Below are 16526 nucleotides of genomic sequence, written 5' to 3' on the forward strand. Positions count from 1 at the left end.
GAGGAGGAATTACCGTTGCTGAAGAAAAAATACAATATATCCGTAGAGGCGGCGCTTGAAGTGATCGGCGGAAAATGGAAGTGTGTGATCCTCTGCCACCTCATGCGCGGGAAAAAACGGACAAGCGAATTGAAGCGGCTTATGCCGGACATCACCCAGAAGATGCTGACACAGCAATTGCGGGAGTTGGAAGCTGACGGCGTCATCAACCGGATCGTGTACAATCAGGTGCCGCCGAAAGTGGAATACGAGCTGAGTGAATACGGGCACAGTCTGGAAAGAATTTTAAACGCGCTGTGTGACTGGGGCGCGATGCATATTGCTAAACGGTACGGCGAGGTGTCTTCCGTTTTAGAAGACAGCATTTTAAATGACAAATTTAAAGAACCGGGACAAATATAAGAAAAAAGCAGGCAGCCTGAGACGCTGATCCTGCTTTTTTTATGGAAGAAAGATCATTTTATATGCAAAAAAACCGATTGAACAACATATTGATCGGTATAAGGGTGGATTTTTATCAAGTTGTACTGGCGGATTTCTTTTAATGTGTTATACTATATATAAATAAAGGTAAATTAGAGTAGCATATTAAAAAGGGGTGACCTGAGCATGAAGGTAAAAGTAGCAATCAACGGGTTTGGAAGAATCGGAAGAATGGTGTTCAGAAAAGCAATGGAAGATGATCAAATTCAAATAACAGCCATTAATGCAAGCTATCCCCCGGAAACGCTTGCTCATTTGATAAAGTATGACACAATTCACGGCAAATACGATCAAGAAGTTGAGACCGCCGGCGACAGCCTGATCGTCAACGGAAAACATATTATGCTGTTCAATCGCCGGGACCCGAGAGAGCTTCCGTGGAAAGAATGCGGAATAGACATCGTCGTAGAAGCAACGGGGAAATTTAATTCAAAAGAAAAAGCGATGAGCCATATTGAAGCAGGGGCGAAAAAAGTCATTTTAACGGCTCCGGGCAAAAATGAAGACGTTACCATTGTCATGGGAGTAAATGAAGAGCAGTTCAATCCCGATGAACATGTCATTATTTCAAATGCATCCTGCACGACAAACTGCCTTGCGCCGGTCGTCAAAGTGCTTGATCAGGAATTCGGGATTGAAAGCGGCCTGATGACGACTGTTCACGCTTACACGAATGATCAAAAAAATATCGACAATCCGCATAAAGATCTGCGGAGGGCTAGAGCGTGCGGAGAGTCCATCATTCCGACTTCTACAGGCGCCGCCAAAGCGCTGTCGCTCGTGCTGCCTCATTTGAAAGGAAAACTTCACGGTCTTGCTTTGCGTGTTCCCGTTCCGAATGTGTCATTAGTGGACCTTGTCTGCGATCTGAAAACAGATGTGTCTGCCGAGCAAGTGAACGCCGCTTTCCAAAGAGCCGCAAAAACGTCGATGTACGGAATTCTTGATTATTCGGATGAGCCGCTCGTTTCTTCGGATTATAATACGAATTCACACTCTGCGATCATCGACGGACTGACAACGATGGTGATGGAAGACCGAAAAGTAAAGGTGCTCGCCTGGTATGACAATGAATGGGGATATTCCTGCCGGGTCGTTGATCTTATCCGTCACGTCGCCGCGCGAATGAAACACCCGTCAGCTGTGTAGACTAAAGATCATGGACATTTGTTAGAAAAAAACCCTTAACGGCATATTCGCAAAAAACACACCTTGCAAAATAAACTTAAACACAGTATACTATCTTTCGTGAACTTCTTGCTCGTGACTGCTTCGGAATTACTTAAAGGGTTAGGACCTCTCCGGACTAACTTTCCCCCGTGGTAAATGGCCGGGTCAGTTCTCGGAAATTCACTTTTTTAATTCTTGTTAAGGGGGGTCCATGATTATGGAAACAATGGGGCGTCACGTCATCTCCGAGCTGTGGGGATGCGATTTTGATAAGCTCAATGACATGGATTTTATTGAAAAAACGTTTGTAAATGCTGCTTTGAAATCAGGAGCTGAGGTGCGCGAGGTCGCATTTCACAAATTTGCACCGCAAGGCGTAAGCGGAGTCGTTATTATCTCTGAGTCACATTTAACGATTCACAGTTTTCCTGAACACGGATATGCAAGCATTGATGTTTATACTTGTGGAGACCTGGATCCTAATGTGGCTGCGGATTACATTGCGGACGCATTACATGCAGATACAAGAGAAAACATTGAAATACCGAGAGGAATGGGGCCTGTACAGATTAAACAGGCACAAGCGAAAGTACTGTAATTTTCAAAACGCAAACACAAGGGAGCTAAGCTGAAAAAGCCATTACGCGCTTTGAAGCTGATGCTCCTTTTCTAATGTAAAAAAACAGCATTGCTTTTTCTTTAAGCATTTTTTTTGTAAAATAGAAAAGATAAGGCCGGTCTATCGGCTCTCCCAACAAATAGGCTCATCCTAGAAACGTTGGCGGGCATTTACCGGAAGCTTGCGAACCGCATTACAGCAACGAAACAGATGGGAGCTGATCCAATTTGAAATGTCCTTCATGCCAGCATAACGGTTCCCGCGTACTTGATTCACGGCCTGCGGACGAAGGGAAATCAATCCGCAGAAGGCGGGAATGCGAAGCCTGCCATTACCGCTTCACTACATTTGAGAAGTTTGAAGAGATGCCTCTGATCGTCGTGAAAAAAGAAGGCGTCCGGGAAGAATTCAGCCGTGAAAAAATGCTGCGCGGGTTAATTAAAGCTTGTGAAAAAAGGCCCGTTCCTTTAAAAACATTGGAAGACATGTGCTTTAACATTGAAAAAGAGCTGAGAAACCAAGGCGTATCTGAAGTCAAAAGCGAACTTGTCGGAGAAATGGTAATGGACCGCCTGGCGAAAGTCGATGAGGTGTCTTATGTCCGCTTTGCCTCCGTCTACCGGCAGTTTAAGGATATAAACGTGTTTATCGATGAATTGAAAGATTTAATAAAGAAAGAACGCTGAGAGAGCTAAGAGATTGTGTCTGGCTCTTTTCTCATGAGCAAAATTGGCATTTGATAGATCGCAGAAACGGTGTAAAATGAGAGTAGAAACATATCGGAAGGTTTGAGAATCATGGCTGACTATTGGAATGACGTATTGCCTGTAGATCCTTATACGGTCAAAAGCCGTTCGCTTCTTCAGGATGTCGACAGACAGGTTTTGACACATCTGTACCAGCCGCTGATCGGTTCTTTTGCATTCTCCCTTTATATGACCTTATGGGGGGAGCTTGAGCAGAACCGCTTGTGGGGAGCGGAATCCACGCACAGGCAGCTGATGGGCATGATGCAGTCAAATTTAAAAAAGATTCATCATGAACAGGGAAAGCTTGAAGGAATCGGGCTGCTGAAAGTGTATATCCGGGAGTCCGAGCAAAAAGAGCGGATGTTTATTTATGAGCTGCTGCCCCCGCTCAGGCCGAATGATTTTTTTGAAGACGGCATGCTGAATGTCTTTCTTTATAACAGAGTCGGTAAAACGAAATACCAGCAGCTGAGACAATTTTACACGCACCCTTCCGTCGGCGCGGGCGCAAGGGAAATTACCCGTCCGTTTAATCACGCCTTTGCCTCTTTTCAGCCGAGTGAATGGAAAATGACGCCTGATATGGAAGAGGCGATGAAGCTCCCCGAGGACTATGAGACGGCGTCTGTCGGACAAGCGCCTTCCTATACGGTGACGGAGGAAGTGTTTGATTTTGAGCTTTTCATGGCGGGGTTATCAGAAACGATGATACCGCGTAAATCAATCACGCAGGACGTACGGGAGAGCATTAAAAAGCTTTCATATTTATACGGAATAGATCCTATCTCCATGCAGCACGTCGTCATGACCGCAATTAATGAACAGGATACGATAACGGCAGAAGCGCTGAGGAAAGCGGCCAGCGACTGGTACCAAATTGAAAGAAGCGGCAAGCTTCCGGAACTGATTGATAAAACACAGCCTGTCACCTTGAGAGAAAACCGGACGGAAAAGGACGATTCATTGAACGGCGAACTCATCGCACAGCTTGAGACCATATCACCGAGAAAGCTTCTTCAGGACATTGCGGACGGGACCGAGCCGTCTAAAGCCGACCTGCAGATTATCGCCGATATTATGTTCGAACAAAAGCTTGAGCCCGGCGTCACCAATGTGCTGATTTATTATGTCATGCTGAAAACGGATATGAAGCTGTCCAAAAACTATATCCAAAAAATCGCCGCCCACTGGGCCAGAAAGAAAGTCAAAACGGTACGGGAAGCAATGAAGCTCGCAATCGAAGAGCACAGACAATATCTTGATTGGGCGGACGGCAAAACAAACGGCGCGGCGCGCAGCAAAAAAACCGTCCGGGAAGAAAAGCGCCCTGATTGGATGAAAGAAGAAACCGGGAAGAAACAAGAACAGCCGGCTCTTTCCGCACAGGATCTTGAAGAACAGAAGAAAAAAATGATGGAAGAAATGAAAAAACTGAAAAAATACTCTGCCTATTGAGACAGAGAAGCGGGGTGATATTGAATGGAACCGATCAGCCGATCCTTAGAAGGCGTGACGAAAAGACCTGACTTTCAAAAACGCCTGGAACGAATGCAGCAGCAAGTCATGGCCGACGAAGACGTCCAGGCTTTTTTGAAGGAACAGAAAGATGTTATCAATCAAAGCATGATTGACAGAGGGTTAAATAAACTGTACGAATTCGTTCAGCAAAGCAAACAGTGCGCCTTCTGTTCGAAAGACAGCCGGACGAACAGCCTGCTTGAAGGCTACCATCCGAAGCTTGTGATCAACGGGCGTTCCATTGATATTGAATATTACGAATGTCCGGAAAAGAGAAAGCTCGACCGCCAGAAAAGGCAAAAGTCCCTGATGAAGAGCATGTATATCCAGCAGGATCTTCTCGGCGCGACGTTTCAGCAGATCGACATTACCGATCCGAGCAGACTCGGCATTTTCCAGCATGTGACGGATTTTCTGAAGAGCTATAATGAAACGGGAAAAGGCAAAGGCCTGTATCTGTACGGAAAATTCGGAATCGGAAAGACATTTATTTTAGCCGCCATTGCCAACGAACTGGCGGAAAAAGAGTATTCATCAATGATCGTATATGTTCCCGAATTTGTCAGAGAGCTGAAAAACTCGCTCCAGGATCAGTCGTTGGAGGCGAAACTGAATATGGTGAAAACGACGCCCGTACTGATGCTTGATGACATCGGAGCGGAATCAATGACAAGCTGGGTCAGGGATGAAGTCATCGGCACCGTGCTTCAGCACAGAATGAGCCAGCAGCTTCCCACTTTCTTCTCGTCTAATTTTTCACCAGACGAGCTGAAGCATCATTTTACGTATTCACAGCGGGGAGAAAAGGAAGAAGTAAAAGCGGCAAGACTGATGGAGCGGATTTTATATTTGGCTTCGCCCGTCCGTCTTGACGGGGAAAACCGCCGCCGTTCATGATGCCGGCGTCCAATGGGAAGGATTTGAGGGAATGAGGAATAAGAAGGCTGTCACTTGGGCTGCGGCTGCGGCGGGAGCGGGTCTTTTGCTGTGGGCAAACCGCAAATATCTGAATCTGTCGCCTAAGGAGATCCGGCTGTGGGTGTTATCGTTCGGTGTTTTTGCGCCGCTTGTGTTTATCGGAATTTCCATCGTCAGGCCTTTTGTGCTGTTTCCCGTATCAATCGTTTCCGTCGCCGGAGGATTGGCGTTCGGCCCGTTTTTCGGCACCATGTATACGCTGGCGGGCTCAATGGGCGCTGCCGCCGCGTCTTTTTTTGCGGCGGGGCTGTTTGCCTTTAATGAGAAAAGCCGTCATGGAAAAATGGAAGCCATTCAAAAGCAGATGAAAACCAATGGCTTCTTTTATATTTTTATCTTGCGCATTCTGCCTGTTAACTTTGATGTGATCAGCTATGCCGCGGGCCTATCGAAAGTCAGGCCGGTAACGTATTTTTTGGCGACCGCAGCGGGCATCATTCCGGGGACGATCGTCCTGAATGTGCTCGGCGCGAGCTTTATGTCCGGCAATGTGCTGACCGTACTCTGCGTGATCTGTCTTTACGTCGTATTTTTATCGCTTCCCGTTATATTTAAAAAGAAGGTGCGTCATTTGTTCGGCGGTGAAAGCTAACCTTTACGTCTATTTTAAAAACATCCCCCATATACTTGTAACAGATGCCGTAAGGGGGGACAAATATGCTTGAAGTGATCTTTGAAGATGACCACGATACCGCCGCTTTTTTACATCTCATTCAGCAATCGGACGACCGGAGACATTTTATTGTCCGTGAAGGCATAAAAAAAGTCGGAATCGCAAGGTCTGAAACGGCTTTTTGCGTTCAGCGCTTTATTGAGCCGATACTTGTCAGGTTTTTTTTGGAATGCAAAGAAGACGAGCATATGCTTTCGCTTATTGAGGACGCATACTGCTTCACCGATCAGGATGAACAGCAGCAAATCCTTCAGCTTGCACACAGCATTATGGAAGGAGAGCTTGAGGATCATCCGTTTGAGCCGAAGAAAGAGCCGCGCACACAGTTTATTTCAGATGCGCTCCGGACGATTTCACTTGATGCGGGTGTTTTTTCCGTGCGTTCGTTTCAGACGTTCCGGCTCGGCAGGTATTATGAGAGGCTCAGAGAATACGCGGAGGCTGCGATAGATGAATACCGGATGGAACAGGAATATCAAAACTTTATCCAGTCTCTGAGAGATTATGTGACATCCAATCCGCCGCGGATGAAGAAAGTCCGCATCGTACATGACCGGGCTTTTACGCTGTGGGAGCTGCGCTATGTGTCAGAACGGGAACAGAAAAAATACATAGACAGACGGTTTGTGCGGGAGCACCCGATGTATATTGATTCCCATCTCCTTGCGCCGCTGATCTCCATTGCGCCTGAGACGGTAGAACTGTATACGGACAAACCGGAACATATGATGTCCAGAACGATTCAAAACGTGTTTCAGGAGAGGGTGCGCCTTTTTCCGCTGGGCGCGTTTGCAGCCGAGAAGACGGAAGGATAGCCGCTCGGACGGCCTTGCGTAAGCGGCAGGGCTGTCTGTGCGAAATCAGACGGAAAACCGAGTTGCATTTTTCTCACAGACATTTTATAATACATAAAAGATTAATGATTGCTACACGTATTGATAAGGACATGAAGCATTGATACCGGCTTTATAAGAGAGGAGAGCCCAGGCTGAAAGCTTTCCAGCTATGGATCATTGTCTTTACCGCCTTTGAACTTCAGCTGTGAACGCCGGAATAAGCGCCAGTAATAGCTGACGGGAACTCCCGTTACAGAGTTTAGAGCCGCAGGTGCCGAAACAATCGGCCGCGCGGAAAAAAGGGTGGAACCACGATTCCGTTTATTTAACCTCGTCCCTTTCATAGGGGGCGGGGTTTTTGATTTGCATAAAAAAAGGAGTGACGAAGATGTCAGATATGATCAACATCACATTTCCGGACGGAGCGGTAAAGGAATTTCCGAAAGGAACAACAACAGAAGATATCGCGGCATCCATCAGTCCGGGATTAAAGAAAAAGTCTTTAGCCGGAAAACTGAACGGACAGGAAATTGATTTAAGAACGCCGATTCAAGAGGACGGTGCCGTAGAAATCATTACAGAAGGCACAGAAGAAGGCTTGAACATCATGCGGCACAGCACGGCGCATTTATTGGCCCAGGCGATTAAACGCATTTATAAAGATGTGAAATTCGGAGTCGGCCCCGTCATTGAAAACGGGTTCTATTATGACGTTGAAATGGAGCAGGCGCTGACGCCGGATGACCTTCCGAAGATTGAAAAAGAAATGAAACGCATCATTGGTGAAAATCTGCCGATCATCCGAAAAGAAGTGAGCCGTGATGAAGCAAAAGCCATGTTTGCGGAAATCGGCGATAATCTGAAGCTTGAACTGCTGGATGCCATCCCAGAAGACGAAACGGTCTCCATTTATGAGCAGGGCGAATTTTTTGACCTGTGCCGCGGCGTGCACGTGCCGTCTACAGGCAAAATTAAAGAATTTAAGCTGCTGAGCCTTGCGGGCGCATACTGGCGCGGCGACAGCAAAAACCAAATGCTTCAGCGCATTTACGGCACGGCCTTCTTTAAAAAGGATGACTTAAAAGAGCATTTGCGCATGCTTGAAGAAGCGAAAGAGCGTGACCACCGAAAACTGGGCAAAGAATTAAAATTGTTTGCCAACTCTCAAAAAGTCGGACAAGGTCTGCCGCTCTGGCTGCCGAAAGGCGCGACCATCCGCCGCGTGATCGAGCGCTACATTGTGGATAAAGAGCTGAGCCTCGGTTATGAGCACGTCTATACGCCTGTTCTCGGAAGCAAAGACCTGTACGAAACATCGGGCCACTGGGATCATTATCAGGATACAATGTTCCCGCCGATGGAAATGGACAATGAAACACTCGTGCTCCGTCCGATGAATTGTCCTCACCATATGATGATTTACAAACAGGACATTCACAGCTACCGCGAGCTTCCGATCCGGATTGCAGAGCTGGGAACGATGCACCGATACGAAATGTCCGGGGCGCTTTCAGGTCTTCAGCGCGTACGCGGCATGACGTTAAATGACGCGCACATTTTCGTACGCCCTGATCAGATTAAAGAAGAATTCATCCGCACCGTCCGTTTGATTCAAGACGTATACGAAGACTTCGGCCTGAATGATTACACATTCCGCCTGTCTTACCGCGATCCTGAAGACACGGAAAAATATTTTGATGATGATGAGATGTGGAACAAAGCGCAATCCATGCTGAAGGCGGCAATGGATGAGATGGGGCACGACTATTATGAAGCGGAAGGCGAAGCGGCGTTTTACGGCCCTAAGCTTGACGTGCAGGTGAAAACGGCGATCGGCAAAGAAGAGACATTGTCAACTGTACAGCTTGACTTCCTTCTTCCGGAACGCTTTGATCTCACTTACGTCGGAGAAGACGGCAAACAGCACCGCCCTGTCGTTATTCACCGCGGCGTCGTGTCAACGATGGAGCGTTTCGTTGCTTTCTTAATCGAAGAGCACAAGGGCGCCCTTCCGACATGGCTTGCGCCGGTGCAATTCCAAGTCATTCCTGTATCACCGTCCGTGCATCTTGACTATGCGAAAAAAGTGCAGGAGCGCCTGCAGCGCGAAGGCCTGCGTGTCGAGCTTGACAGCCGGGACGAAAAAATCGGCTATAAAATCCGTGAAGCGCAAATGCAAAAAATCCCGTACATGCTTGTGGTCGGTGACCAAGAAGCGGAAAACGGCGCGGTAAACGTCCGGAAATACGGCGAGCAGAAATCAGAAACCGTCTCATTGGACGATTTTGTGAAAAAGGCTGTAGCCGAAGCGAAAAAATAACCGGAAATACAAAAACCCCGTTCATTCAGAATGGGGTTTTTTTGCGTATAAAATTATCTTTCTTTTTGTTTCTCTATAATCGCAAACAGCTCGTGAAGATCGCTGATCACGTAATCAGGCGCAATGTCCGTATCATTTTTCTTTTGCGTCCGGTTTACCCAGACTGTCGTAATGCCTGCCCGTTTCGCTCCCAATATATCAGTATTGAGGTTATCTCCGACCATCATGGCGTCTTCTTTTTTCAGGTTCAGGAGGCCGAGGCAATGTTCGAATATGGAGGCATCGGGTTTCCCTTTTCCGAAAGCGCCTGAGATGACGATTTCATTAAAATAAGGCGCGAGCTCAGGAACGCCGGCGAGTTTTTCTTTCTGCAGGCTGGGATCGCCGTTTGTCAGCAGAAGCAATTCATAAACACCTTTCAGCTTATCAAGCACCGCAAACGTTTCATCATACACATACGGACGCTGTCTGCGTTCCGCCGCGAAAAACTCCGCCAAATATTCGCCGTAAGCCGCATCGTCTATACCGACGCTTTTTAAGCCGTTCGTCCAGGCGTTTCGTCTGTATTCCGGCGCAATCCGATTCAGCTGTTTAAATCCTTCGCTGACCGGCTCGGAAAAATTCGCCCACAATCCTTCAAACGGATTAATGCCGATCATGACCGTATAAGGATAGGTTTCGTATGACATATACAATTCCCGTGCCGCTTTCCGAACCGCCTCTTCAAATGTATTCGGGTCAAGGCCATATTTTTTTTCCGCTTGTAAACATGTTTCCCTGAATGTTGTTCTGACGCTTTTTTCATCCCATAACAGTGTATCGTCCAAATCAAAAAATACGGCTTTCATGATCTTCTCCTCTTTGTTATATTCTGAAACTCTCTGCCGCAAGGCTCCCGTTTATTCTACAATAGATACATAGACTGTGAAAGATGTTTTCAGATGATTTGAAAAAAACAGGCAGGTTTGTGTCAGATTCTGTCTCAGGCTCTAAAACGTGATAAAATACAATTTGAAAGAACAGGTGAAAAGTATGCTGCATTTGATCATCATGATGCTGGAAAGAGTCGGAATTATCGTCATATTGGGATTTGTTCTGGCTCATACCAGATTGTTCAGACAGGCGCTCCAGCAGCCTGAGAGCTATAAAGGCAAAGCGGTGCTGATTTCAATTTTCTCGCTGTTCAGTATCATCAGCAACTATACGGGAATAGAAATTCAGCGGAATACAATCATGAATAATGACTGGGTGTTTCAAATTAATCCGTCCGGTTCAATTGCCAATACAAGAATTATGGGCGTTGAAATCGGCGGACTCTTAGGCGGCCCGTATGTGGGAATCGGCGTCGGCATACTGGCCGGCCTGCATCGTTTATCACTCGGCGGCGCGACGGCAGTCAGCTGTGCCGTCTCATCCGTTTTAGCGGGCATTTTGTCCGGCTGGATCGGACGGTATTTCAGAAAACGCTATGCGATGCCGACACCGCGTGTGGCCGCGCTTGTCGGACTCGGAATGGAATCGCTGCAAATGCTGCTCATCCTCTTGATGGCCAAGCCGTTTTCTGATGCTTGGACGCTTGTGAGCATCATCGGCATCCCGATGATATTGGTAAACGGGTCAGGGACTTTCATTTTTCTTTCGATCATTCAGTCGATTATCCGAAAGGAAGAACGGGCGAGAGCCCTTGAAACCCACAGGGTGCTGATGATTGCCGATCAGACGCTTCCGTTTTTCCGCCAGGGACTGAATGAAAGCTCATGCAAAAGCGTCGCCGCCATCATTCACAGGCAAACAGGAACGGACGCAGTATCGCTTACGGATAACGAAAAGATTTTGGCGCACGTCGGCGCGGGTGCCGACCATCATATTCCGTCTGAAAGCCTGATCACCGGATTGTCAAAACGCGTCATTAAAACGGGTCATATTATGAAAGCGACATCAAAGGAAGAAATTGAATGCACGCACGATCCCTGTCCGCTGCATGCGGCGATCGTATTGCCGCTGACGTCAAACGGCAAAACGATCGGGACGCTGAAAATGTACTTTAAAAGCCCGTCAGGATTAAGCCGGGTTGAAGAAGAGCTTGCAGAAGGACTCGCCATGCTGTTCTCCACCCAGCTTGAACTCGGCGAGGCGGAACTGCAGAGCAAATTGCTGAAAGACGCAGAAATAAAGGCGCTTCAAGCACAGGTCAATCCGCATTTTCTGTTTAATGCGATCAATACGATTTCTGCTCTTTGCCGTACGGATGTGGAAAAAACCCGAAAGCTTCTGCTGCAGCTCAGCGTCTATTTCCGTTCCAATCTGCAGGGGGCAAGGCAGCTGCTCATCCCGCTTTCTAAAGAACTGAACCATCTGCAGGCGTATTTATCATTGGAGCAGGCCCGTTTTCCCGGGAAATATAAAATCAGTCTTGAAATCGAACGCGGTTTGGAGGACATCGAAATTCCTCCTTTTGTGCTGCAGATTCTCGTCGAAAATGCGCTTCGCCATGCATTTTCAAGAAAGCAGGACAGCTGTGCCGTCAATGTCAGCGTGGTATCCGCCGGTCAGTCGGTTTTAATGCGGGTTGGAGATAACGGTAGGGGAATTGATCCGGAATTGCTGTCCGTGCTCGGAAACCGTCCGCTCCCGTCTAAAGAAGGGACGGGAACCGCGCTTTACAATTTAAATCAGCGGCTGATCGGGCTGTTCGGCCCACAAGCAGCCCTGCGATTGGAAAGTGAGGCCGGCAAAGGTACGGACGTATCATTTGAGCTGCCTTTGAAACTGATGACTAAAGGAGAAGAACATGCTGAAGGTGTTAATCGTTGATGATGAAATGCTGGCAAGAGATGAATTAGCTTATTTGCTGAAACGGACGAATGAAGTAAGTGACATAAACGAAGCTGAAAATATTGAATCCGCTTTTGACAGTATGATGGATCAAAAACCGGATCTGCTGTTTTTGGACGTTGATTTGTCAGGAGAAAACGGATTTGACATTGCCAAACGGCTGAAAAACATGAAAAATCCGCCGGCCGTCGTTTTTGCGACAGCGTATGACCAATTTGCTTTAAAAGCTTTTGAAGTCGACGCGCTCGATTATTTAACGAAGCCTTTTGATGAAGAAAGAGTGCGCCAGACGATCAGAAAGTTTAAAAGAGTGAAGCAGGACAGGGCAGGAGCCGTCTCGGAGCAGCCGTCCGCAGCCGGAGCGCATAAACTGGCTGTATCAGCCGGTGAATCTATTGTCATTTTAGATACGAAGGACATTATTTACGCCGGCATGGAGGACGGACACGTTTCCGTCAAAACGTTTGCCGCGTCTTATTCCGTTCATGAAACTTTGGCGGTCATTGAGAAAAAACTGCCTGATACGGGTTTCTTGAGAGTGCACCGCGCATTCATCGTGAATACGGAGCATATTACGGAAATTCATCCGTGGTTTAATTCGACTTACAATCTGATCTTAAAAGACGGCTCTAAAATTCCCGTCAGCCGTACATACGCCAAGGACTTAAAAAAGCTGCTTCATATTATATGAGGCGGCTTTTGCATTTCAGCAGCCGTTTTTTGCATTTCAGAATGAATATTCAGCCGTTTGTTATGAAAGCGCTTTAAAAATCAATTTCTCTTTTATAATGGACCTAACAAAGAGAAAGAGGTGAAGAAAATGAGTGCGAAAAAAGTGTACGGATTTCTGACACAAGCATTTATTTTTGCCGTAATTATGCTCATATCTAATGGGATTGCAGCGATTGTCCCCATTCCTATACCCGCTTCCGTAGTAGGTTTGGTGTTATTATTTGTCCTCTTATGCCTGAAAGTGATTAAGCTTGAACAAGTAGAAACGCTGGGAACATCATTAACGTCACTGATCGGATTTTTATTTGTCCCGTCGGGCATCTCCGTGATGAATTCACTTGGCGTCATGCAGCAGTACGGCGTGCAGATCGCACTCGTCATCTTACTCGCCACCATCATTCTGTTAGGGGCGACGGGCCTTTTTTCTCAGCTGATCTTGTCTGTCAGCCAAAAACGTCAGAAGGCTGCTCCGGCTGATAAACAAACGGTGCGCCGTTCCAATCAGGAAAACGAACTTGTGCAGCATTAGGAGGGAAAACGGATGAGTCCATATTTCGGTATTGTCGTTTCACTTGCGGCCTTTGGCATCGGCACGTATTTATTTAAAAAAACAAGAGGCTTTTTCCTCTTCACCCCGCTGTTTGTCGCGATGGTGCTTGGAATCCTTTTTCTGAAGCTCGGCGGTTTTTCATATGAAGATTATAAAAGCGGGGGAGACATTATTAAATTCTTCCTGGAGCCCGCGACGATCGCTTTTGCCATCCCTTTATACAAACAGCGTGACAAGCTGAAAAAATACTGGTGGCAGATCATGTCTTCCATCATTGTCGGATCTATCTGCTCAGTCACGATTGTCTATTTGATCGCAAAAGGCATTCATCTCGACGCGGCCGTTATGAAAAGCATGCTTCCGCAGGCGGCGACAACGGCAATTGCCCTTCCGCTGTCAAAAGGGATCGGCGGCATCACCGACATCACCGCTTTCGCTGTTATTTTCAATGCCGTTATCGTCTATGCTCTTGGCGCTTTATTCTTAAAACTGTTTAAAGTAAAGCACCCAATCTCTAAGGGACTGGCTCTCGGCACATCAGGACACGCACTCGGTGTTGCGGTCGGCATTGAGATGGGGGAAGTAGAAGCGGCAATGGCAAGTATCGCGGTTGTCGTCGTAGGAGTGGTGACGGTGCTGGTCATTCCGGTATTCGTTCAGCTCATCGGAGGATAAACCCGGGTCATAGACCCGGGTTTTTTATTGTCCGGCAGCATCCGTGTGCGGCAAAGAACGAAATTTCACATTTTTCCTTGCGCTCGCCCCGGCATCGTGTTAAAATGAAAAAGTTGATCCGGAGAAGTCATTCTTGACTAATGATCCGGTATTGTGTAGAATAGTTATTGAATTGAATATAAATCACAAGCAGAGGCACCCGCTTCTCACCTGATTGACACATTCATGTAGTTGGCAGGTTGACCGTACATTTTTATTTATGCAGATGTTCGTAGTGTGGGTGTGTTGTCATGCCCACACTTTTTGTTTGCCTGCAGAATGCAGTCAAAAAGCGTTGTGAATCAATTCGAAGAAACTATGGAGGTGGCTCATTATTAGCAAAGATCAATTGGTTAATGAGGGTATCCGTGCACGTGAAGTTCGTCTGATCGGACAAAATGGCGATCAGCTCGGCATCAAGTCCCGTCAGGAAGCACTTGAAATCGCCGGCCGCGCAAATCTTGACCTTGTGTTAGTTGCAGCAAATGCAAAACCGCCTGTCTGCCGCATTATGGACTACGGTAAGTTCCGATTCGAGCAGCAGAAAAAGGACAAAGAAGCACGCAAAAATCAAAAAATCATTAACTTAAAAGAAGTTAGATTAAGTCCGACGATCGATGAGCATGACTTTAACACGAAATTGCGCAATGCGATTAAATTCCTTGAAAAAGGCGATAAAGTGAAAGCTTCTATCCGCTTTAAAGGGCGCGCAATCACTCATAAAGAAATCGGCCAGCGCGTATTGGACCGTTTCTCTGAAGCATGTGCGGAAGTTGCGACAGTCGAAACAAAACCAAAAATGGACGGCCGCAGCATGTTCTTAATGCTCGCGCCGAAAAACGAAAAGCAATAAGGAGGAAATCCCATGCCAAAAATGAAAACTCACCGCGGATCTGCTAAACGTTTTAAAAAGACAGGTTCTGGGAAGTTAAAACGTTCTCATGCATACACAAGTCACTTATTCGCCAACAAATCCCAAAAGCAAAAGCGTAAGCTTCGCAAGGGTGCTATTGTGAGCGCAGGAGACTTCAAACGCATCAAACAACAGCTTGCCAACATCAAGTAATCGGACAAGGAACAATTAGGAGGGAAATCTAATGCCAAGAGTAAAAGGCGGAACTGTTACACGTAAGCGTCGTAAAAAGGTTCTTAAATTAGCAAAAGGTTATTTCGGTTCAAAACATACATTATACAAAGTAGCAAACCAGCAGGTCATGAAATCAGGAAACTATGCATTCCGTGACCGCCGTCAGAAAAAACGTGATTTCCGTAAGCTTTGGATCACTCGTATCAACGCTGCTGCACGTATGAACGGTCTTTCTTACAGCCGTTTAATGCACGGTCTTAAGCTTTCAGGCATCGAAGTAAACCGCAAAATGCTTGCTGATCTTGCTGTAAACGATCTTACTGCTTTCAATCAGCTTGCTGATGCTGCTAAAGCTCAGTTAGACAAGTAAGTTGAAAAAGCCGCTCTCTTTCCGGGAGCGGTTTTTTTACGTAAAGGGTGACAATCAATGGCTCTCTTCATTTACGCCGTATTGATAAACGGATACGGCTTTTGGATCATGGGCGCTGATAAAAGAAGAGCAAAGGCGCACAGGTGGAGAATATCAGAGAAACGAATATGGCTCACAGCCGCCATGTTCGGCTCACTCGGCGTATGGATCGGCATGCGCACCTTCAGGCATAAGACGAAGCACAAATCCTTTTTATACGGGGTGCCGCTGCTTTTTCTCACTGAAGCCGCCCTTGTGCTCATGTATTTGATGTATAAAAAATAAAAAGCAGGAGAGCTTATCGCTCGCCTGCTTTTTTCGCTTTTTTGATGGGCTGGTCCCAATCAATCTTGCAATTCGGGTAACGCTCCAATACCTTTTTTTCGACTTCTTCAAAATCACCTGCAGAAAAGCGGTTCAGCTTTTCCGGATTTTCGGTCCATACAAATATCGTATGAATAAACAGCGGATGATCTTTGGAAGGGATATGCTTTTCTCCTTCAAAGAGCACTCCTTTATAAGTAAGCTGGAGATTTTTTCGCGTGTTTTTCTGTTCGTCAATAAAATAAAAATTCTCTTTTGATTGCGCCAGTCTGAGCCTTCTTTTCGGGTTTGCGTAAAATTTGACGCACATGTAAATAAAATAAATAAGAAGTGCAAGCAAGACAATCCTTAATACTGTAATGGCCATATGTGTGAAGGCACCTCCTCACCTTTGTCATGATCTGATGTAATACGAAAAACAAAACAAAAAGTTTCATTTTTTTAAAAGAAATAGATAAAAACATTTACCCGTTTTTCAGGCGAATTAATCGTATGCTTCAGCATTGGTTTTGTATAATAAGAAGGGTAG

General features: G+C 46.5%; 19 protein-coding genes and 1 other annotated feature. Of the genes, 17 read left to right on the top strand and 2 right to left on the bottom strand.

Translation table 11 applies throughout. From position 1 onward, the window contains the following. Nucleotides 1–15: 15 nt before the first annotated feature. From G9F48_RS10900 to thrS, 9 genes are all read left to right on the top strand, one after another. Nucleotides 16–402 (top strand): winged helix-turn-helix transcriptional regulator, encoded by a 387-nt coding sequence (locus G9F48_RS10900; RefSeq protein WP_003152469.1) that lies wholly within the window; start codon nt 16–18, stop codon nt 400–402. 207 nt (nt 403–609) lie between these two features. Next, on the top strand, nt 610–1632 hold the full coding sequence (locus G9F48_RS10905; protein WP_003152470.1) for a glyceraldehyde-3-phosphate dehydrogenase: 1023 nt from the start codon (nt 610–612) through the stop codon (nt 1630–1632). A gap of 238 nt (nt 1633–1870) precedes the next feature. Next, a complete protein-coding gene (gene speD, locus G9F48_RS10910) occupies nt 1871–2251 on the top strand; it encodes an adenosylmethionine decarboxylase (RefSeq protein ID WP_003152471.1) in 381 nt (126 codons plus the stop codon). Between the two features lie 248 nt (nt 2252–2499). Beyond that, nucleotides 2500–2958 (top strand): transcriptional regulator NrdR, encoded by a 459-nt coding sequence (nrdR, locus tag G9F48_RS10915; RefSeq protein ID WP_165409480.1) that lies wholly within the window; start codon nt 2500–2502, stop codon nt 2956–2958. A 111-nt stretch (nt 2959–3069) separates the two neighbouring features. Further along, nucleotides 3070–4476: a replication initiation and membrane attachment family protein gene (locus G9F48_RS10920; RefSeq protein WP_165409481.1), complete on the top strand. Its 1407-nt coding sequence runs from the start codon at nt 3070–3072 to the stop codon at nt 4474–4476. Nucleotides 4477–4500: 24 nt separating this feature from the next. Beyond that, nucleotides 4501–5436: a primosomal protein DnaI gene (gene dnaI, locus G9F48_RS10925; protein ID WP_007408085.1), complete on the top strand. Its 936-nt coding sequence runs from the start codon at nt 4501–4503 to the stop codon at nt 5434–5436. A gap of 31 nt (nt 5437–5467) precedes the next feature. Continuing rightward, a complete protein-coding gene (locus G9F48_RS10930) occupies nt 5468–6109 on the top strand; it encodes a TVP38/TMEM64 family protein (protein ID WP_070082726.1) in 642 nt (213 codons plus the stop codon). Nucleotides 6110–6174: 65 nt separating this feature from the next. Beyond that, a complete protein-coding gene (gene ytxC / locus G9F48_RS10935) occupies nt 6175–7005 on the top strand; it encodes a putative sporulation protein YtxC (RefSeq protein ID WP_003152478.1) in 831 nt (276 codons plus the stop codon). Between the two features lie 409 nt (nt 7006–7414). Beyond that, nucleotides 7415–9346 (top strand): threonine--tRNA ligase, encoded by a 1932-nt coding sequence (gene thrS, locus G9F48_RS10940; protein ID WP_015417978.1) that lies wholly within the window; start codon nt 7415–7417, stop codon nt 9344–9346. 53 nt (nt 9347–9399) lie between these two features. Here the strand turns inward: thrS and G9F48_RS10945 are convergent, their stop codons facing one another. Further along, the gene (locus G9F48_RS10945; protein ID WP_165409482.1) at nt 9400–10194 is read right to left on the bottom strand and encodes an HAD family hydrolase; all 795 of its coding nucleotides are present in this window, start codon (nt 10192–10194) and stop codon (nt 9400–9402) included. 184 nt (nt 10195–10378) lie between these two features. Between G9F48_RS10945 and G9F48_RS10950 the strand changes: the two genes are divergently transcribed. From G9F48_RS10950 to G9F48_RS10985, 8 genes are all read left to right on the top strand, one after another. Further along, a complete protein-coding gene (locus G9F48_RS10950) occupies nt 10379–12160 on the top strand; it encodes a sensor histidine kinase (protein WP_031379151.1) in 1782 nt (593 codons plus the stop codon). Then, nucleotides 12138–12872 carry a LytR/AlgR family response regulator transcription factor gene (locus G9F48_RS10955; RefSeq protein ID WP_014305554.1) on the top strand — a complete coding sequence of 245 codons (735 nt, stop codon included), beginning with the start codon at nt 12138–12140 and terminating at the stop codon, nt 12870–12872. Before G9F48_RS10950 ends, G9F48_RS10955 begins: the two co-directional genes overlap by 23 nt. Before the next feature lie 129 nt (nt 12873–13001). Further along, nucleotides 13002–13442: an antiholin-like murein hydrolase modulator LrgA gene (gene lrgA, locus G9F48_RS10960; protein WP_003152485.1), complete on the top strand. Its 441-nt coding sequence runs from the start codon at nt 13002–13004 to the stop codon at nt 13440–13442. Nucleotides 13443–13454: 12 nt separating this feature from the next. Then, a complete protein-coding gene (gene lrgB, locus G9F48_RS10965) occupies nt 13455–14138 on the top strand; it encodes an antiholin-like protein LrgB (protein ID WP_007408093.1) in 684 nt (227 codons plus the stop codon). Between the two features lie 181 nt (nt 14139–14319). After that, nucleotides 14320–14450 (top strand) — a sequence feature (ribosomal protein L20 leader region). Between the two features lie 58 nt (nt 14451–14508). Continuing rightward, complete coding sequence (gene infC / locus G9F48_RS10970; protein ID WP_071543361.1) at nt 14509–15030, top strand: translation initiation factor IF-3; 522 nt, start codon at nt 14509–14511, stop codon at nt 15028–15030. Between the two features lie 12 nt (nt 15031–15042). After that, the gene (gene rpmI, locus G9F48_RS10975; RefSeq protein ID WP_003152493.1) at nt 15043–15243 is read left to right on the top strand and encodes a 50S ribosomal protein L35; all 201 of its coding nucleotides are present in this window, start codon (nt 15043–15045) and stop codon (nt 15241–15243) included. Between the two features lie 31 nt (nt 15244–15274). Then, a complete protein-coding gene (rplT, locus tag G9F48_RS10980) occupies nt 15275–15634 on the top strand; it encodes a 50S ribosomal protein L20 (protein WP_003152495.1) in 360 nt (119 codons plus the stop codon). A gap of 57 nt (nt 15635–15691) precedes the next feature. Further along, on the top strand, nt 15692–15958 hold the full coding sequence (locus G9F48_RS10985) for a DUF1294 domain-containing protein (RefSeq protein WP_003152496.1): 267 nt from the start codon (nt 15692–15694) through the stop codon (nt 15956–15958). A 13-nt stretch (nt 15959–15971) separates the two neighbouring features. On the opposite strand, the gene G9F48_RS10990 is transcribed toward G9F48_RS10985, so the two are convergent. Further along, nucleotides 15972–16364 carry a hypothetical protein gene (locus tag G9F48_RS10990; protein WP_003152498.1) on the bottom strand — a complete coding sequence of 131 codons (393 nt, stop codon included), beginning with the start codon at nt 16362–16364 and terminating at the stop codon, nt 15972–15974. Between the last annotated feature and the right edge of the window lie 162 nt (nt 16365–16526).

Origin of the sequence: Bacillus sp. EKM420B (assembly GCF_011065565.1) — a bacterium.
Taxonomy (GTDB): domain Bacteria; phylum Bacillota; class Bacilli; order Bacillales; family Bacillaceae; genus Bacillus; species Bacillus velezensis.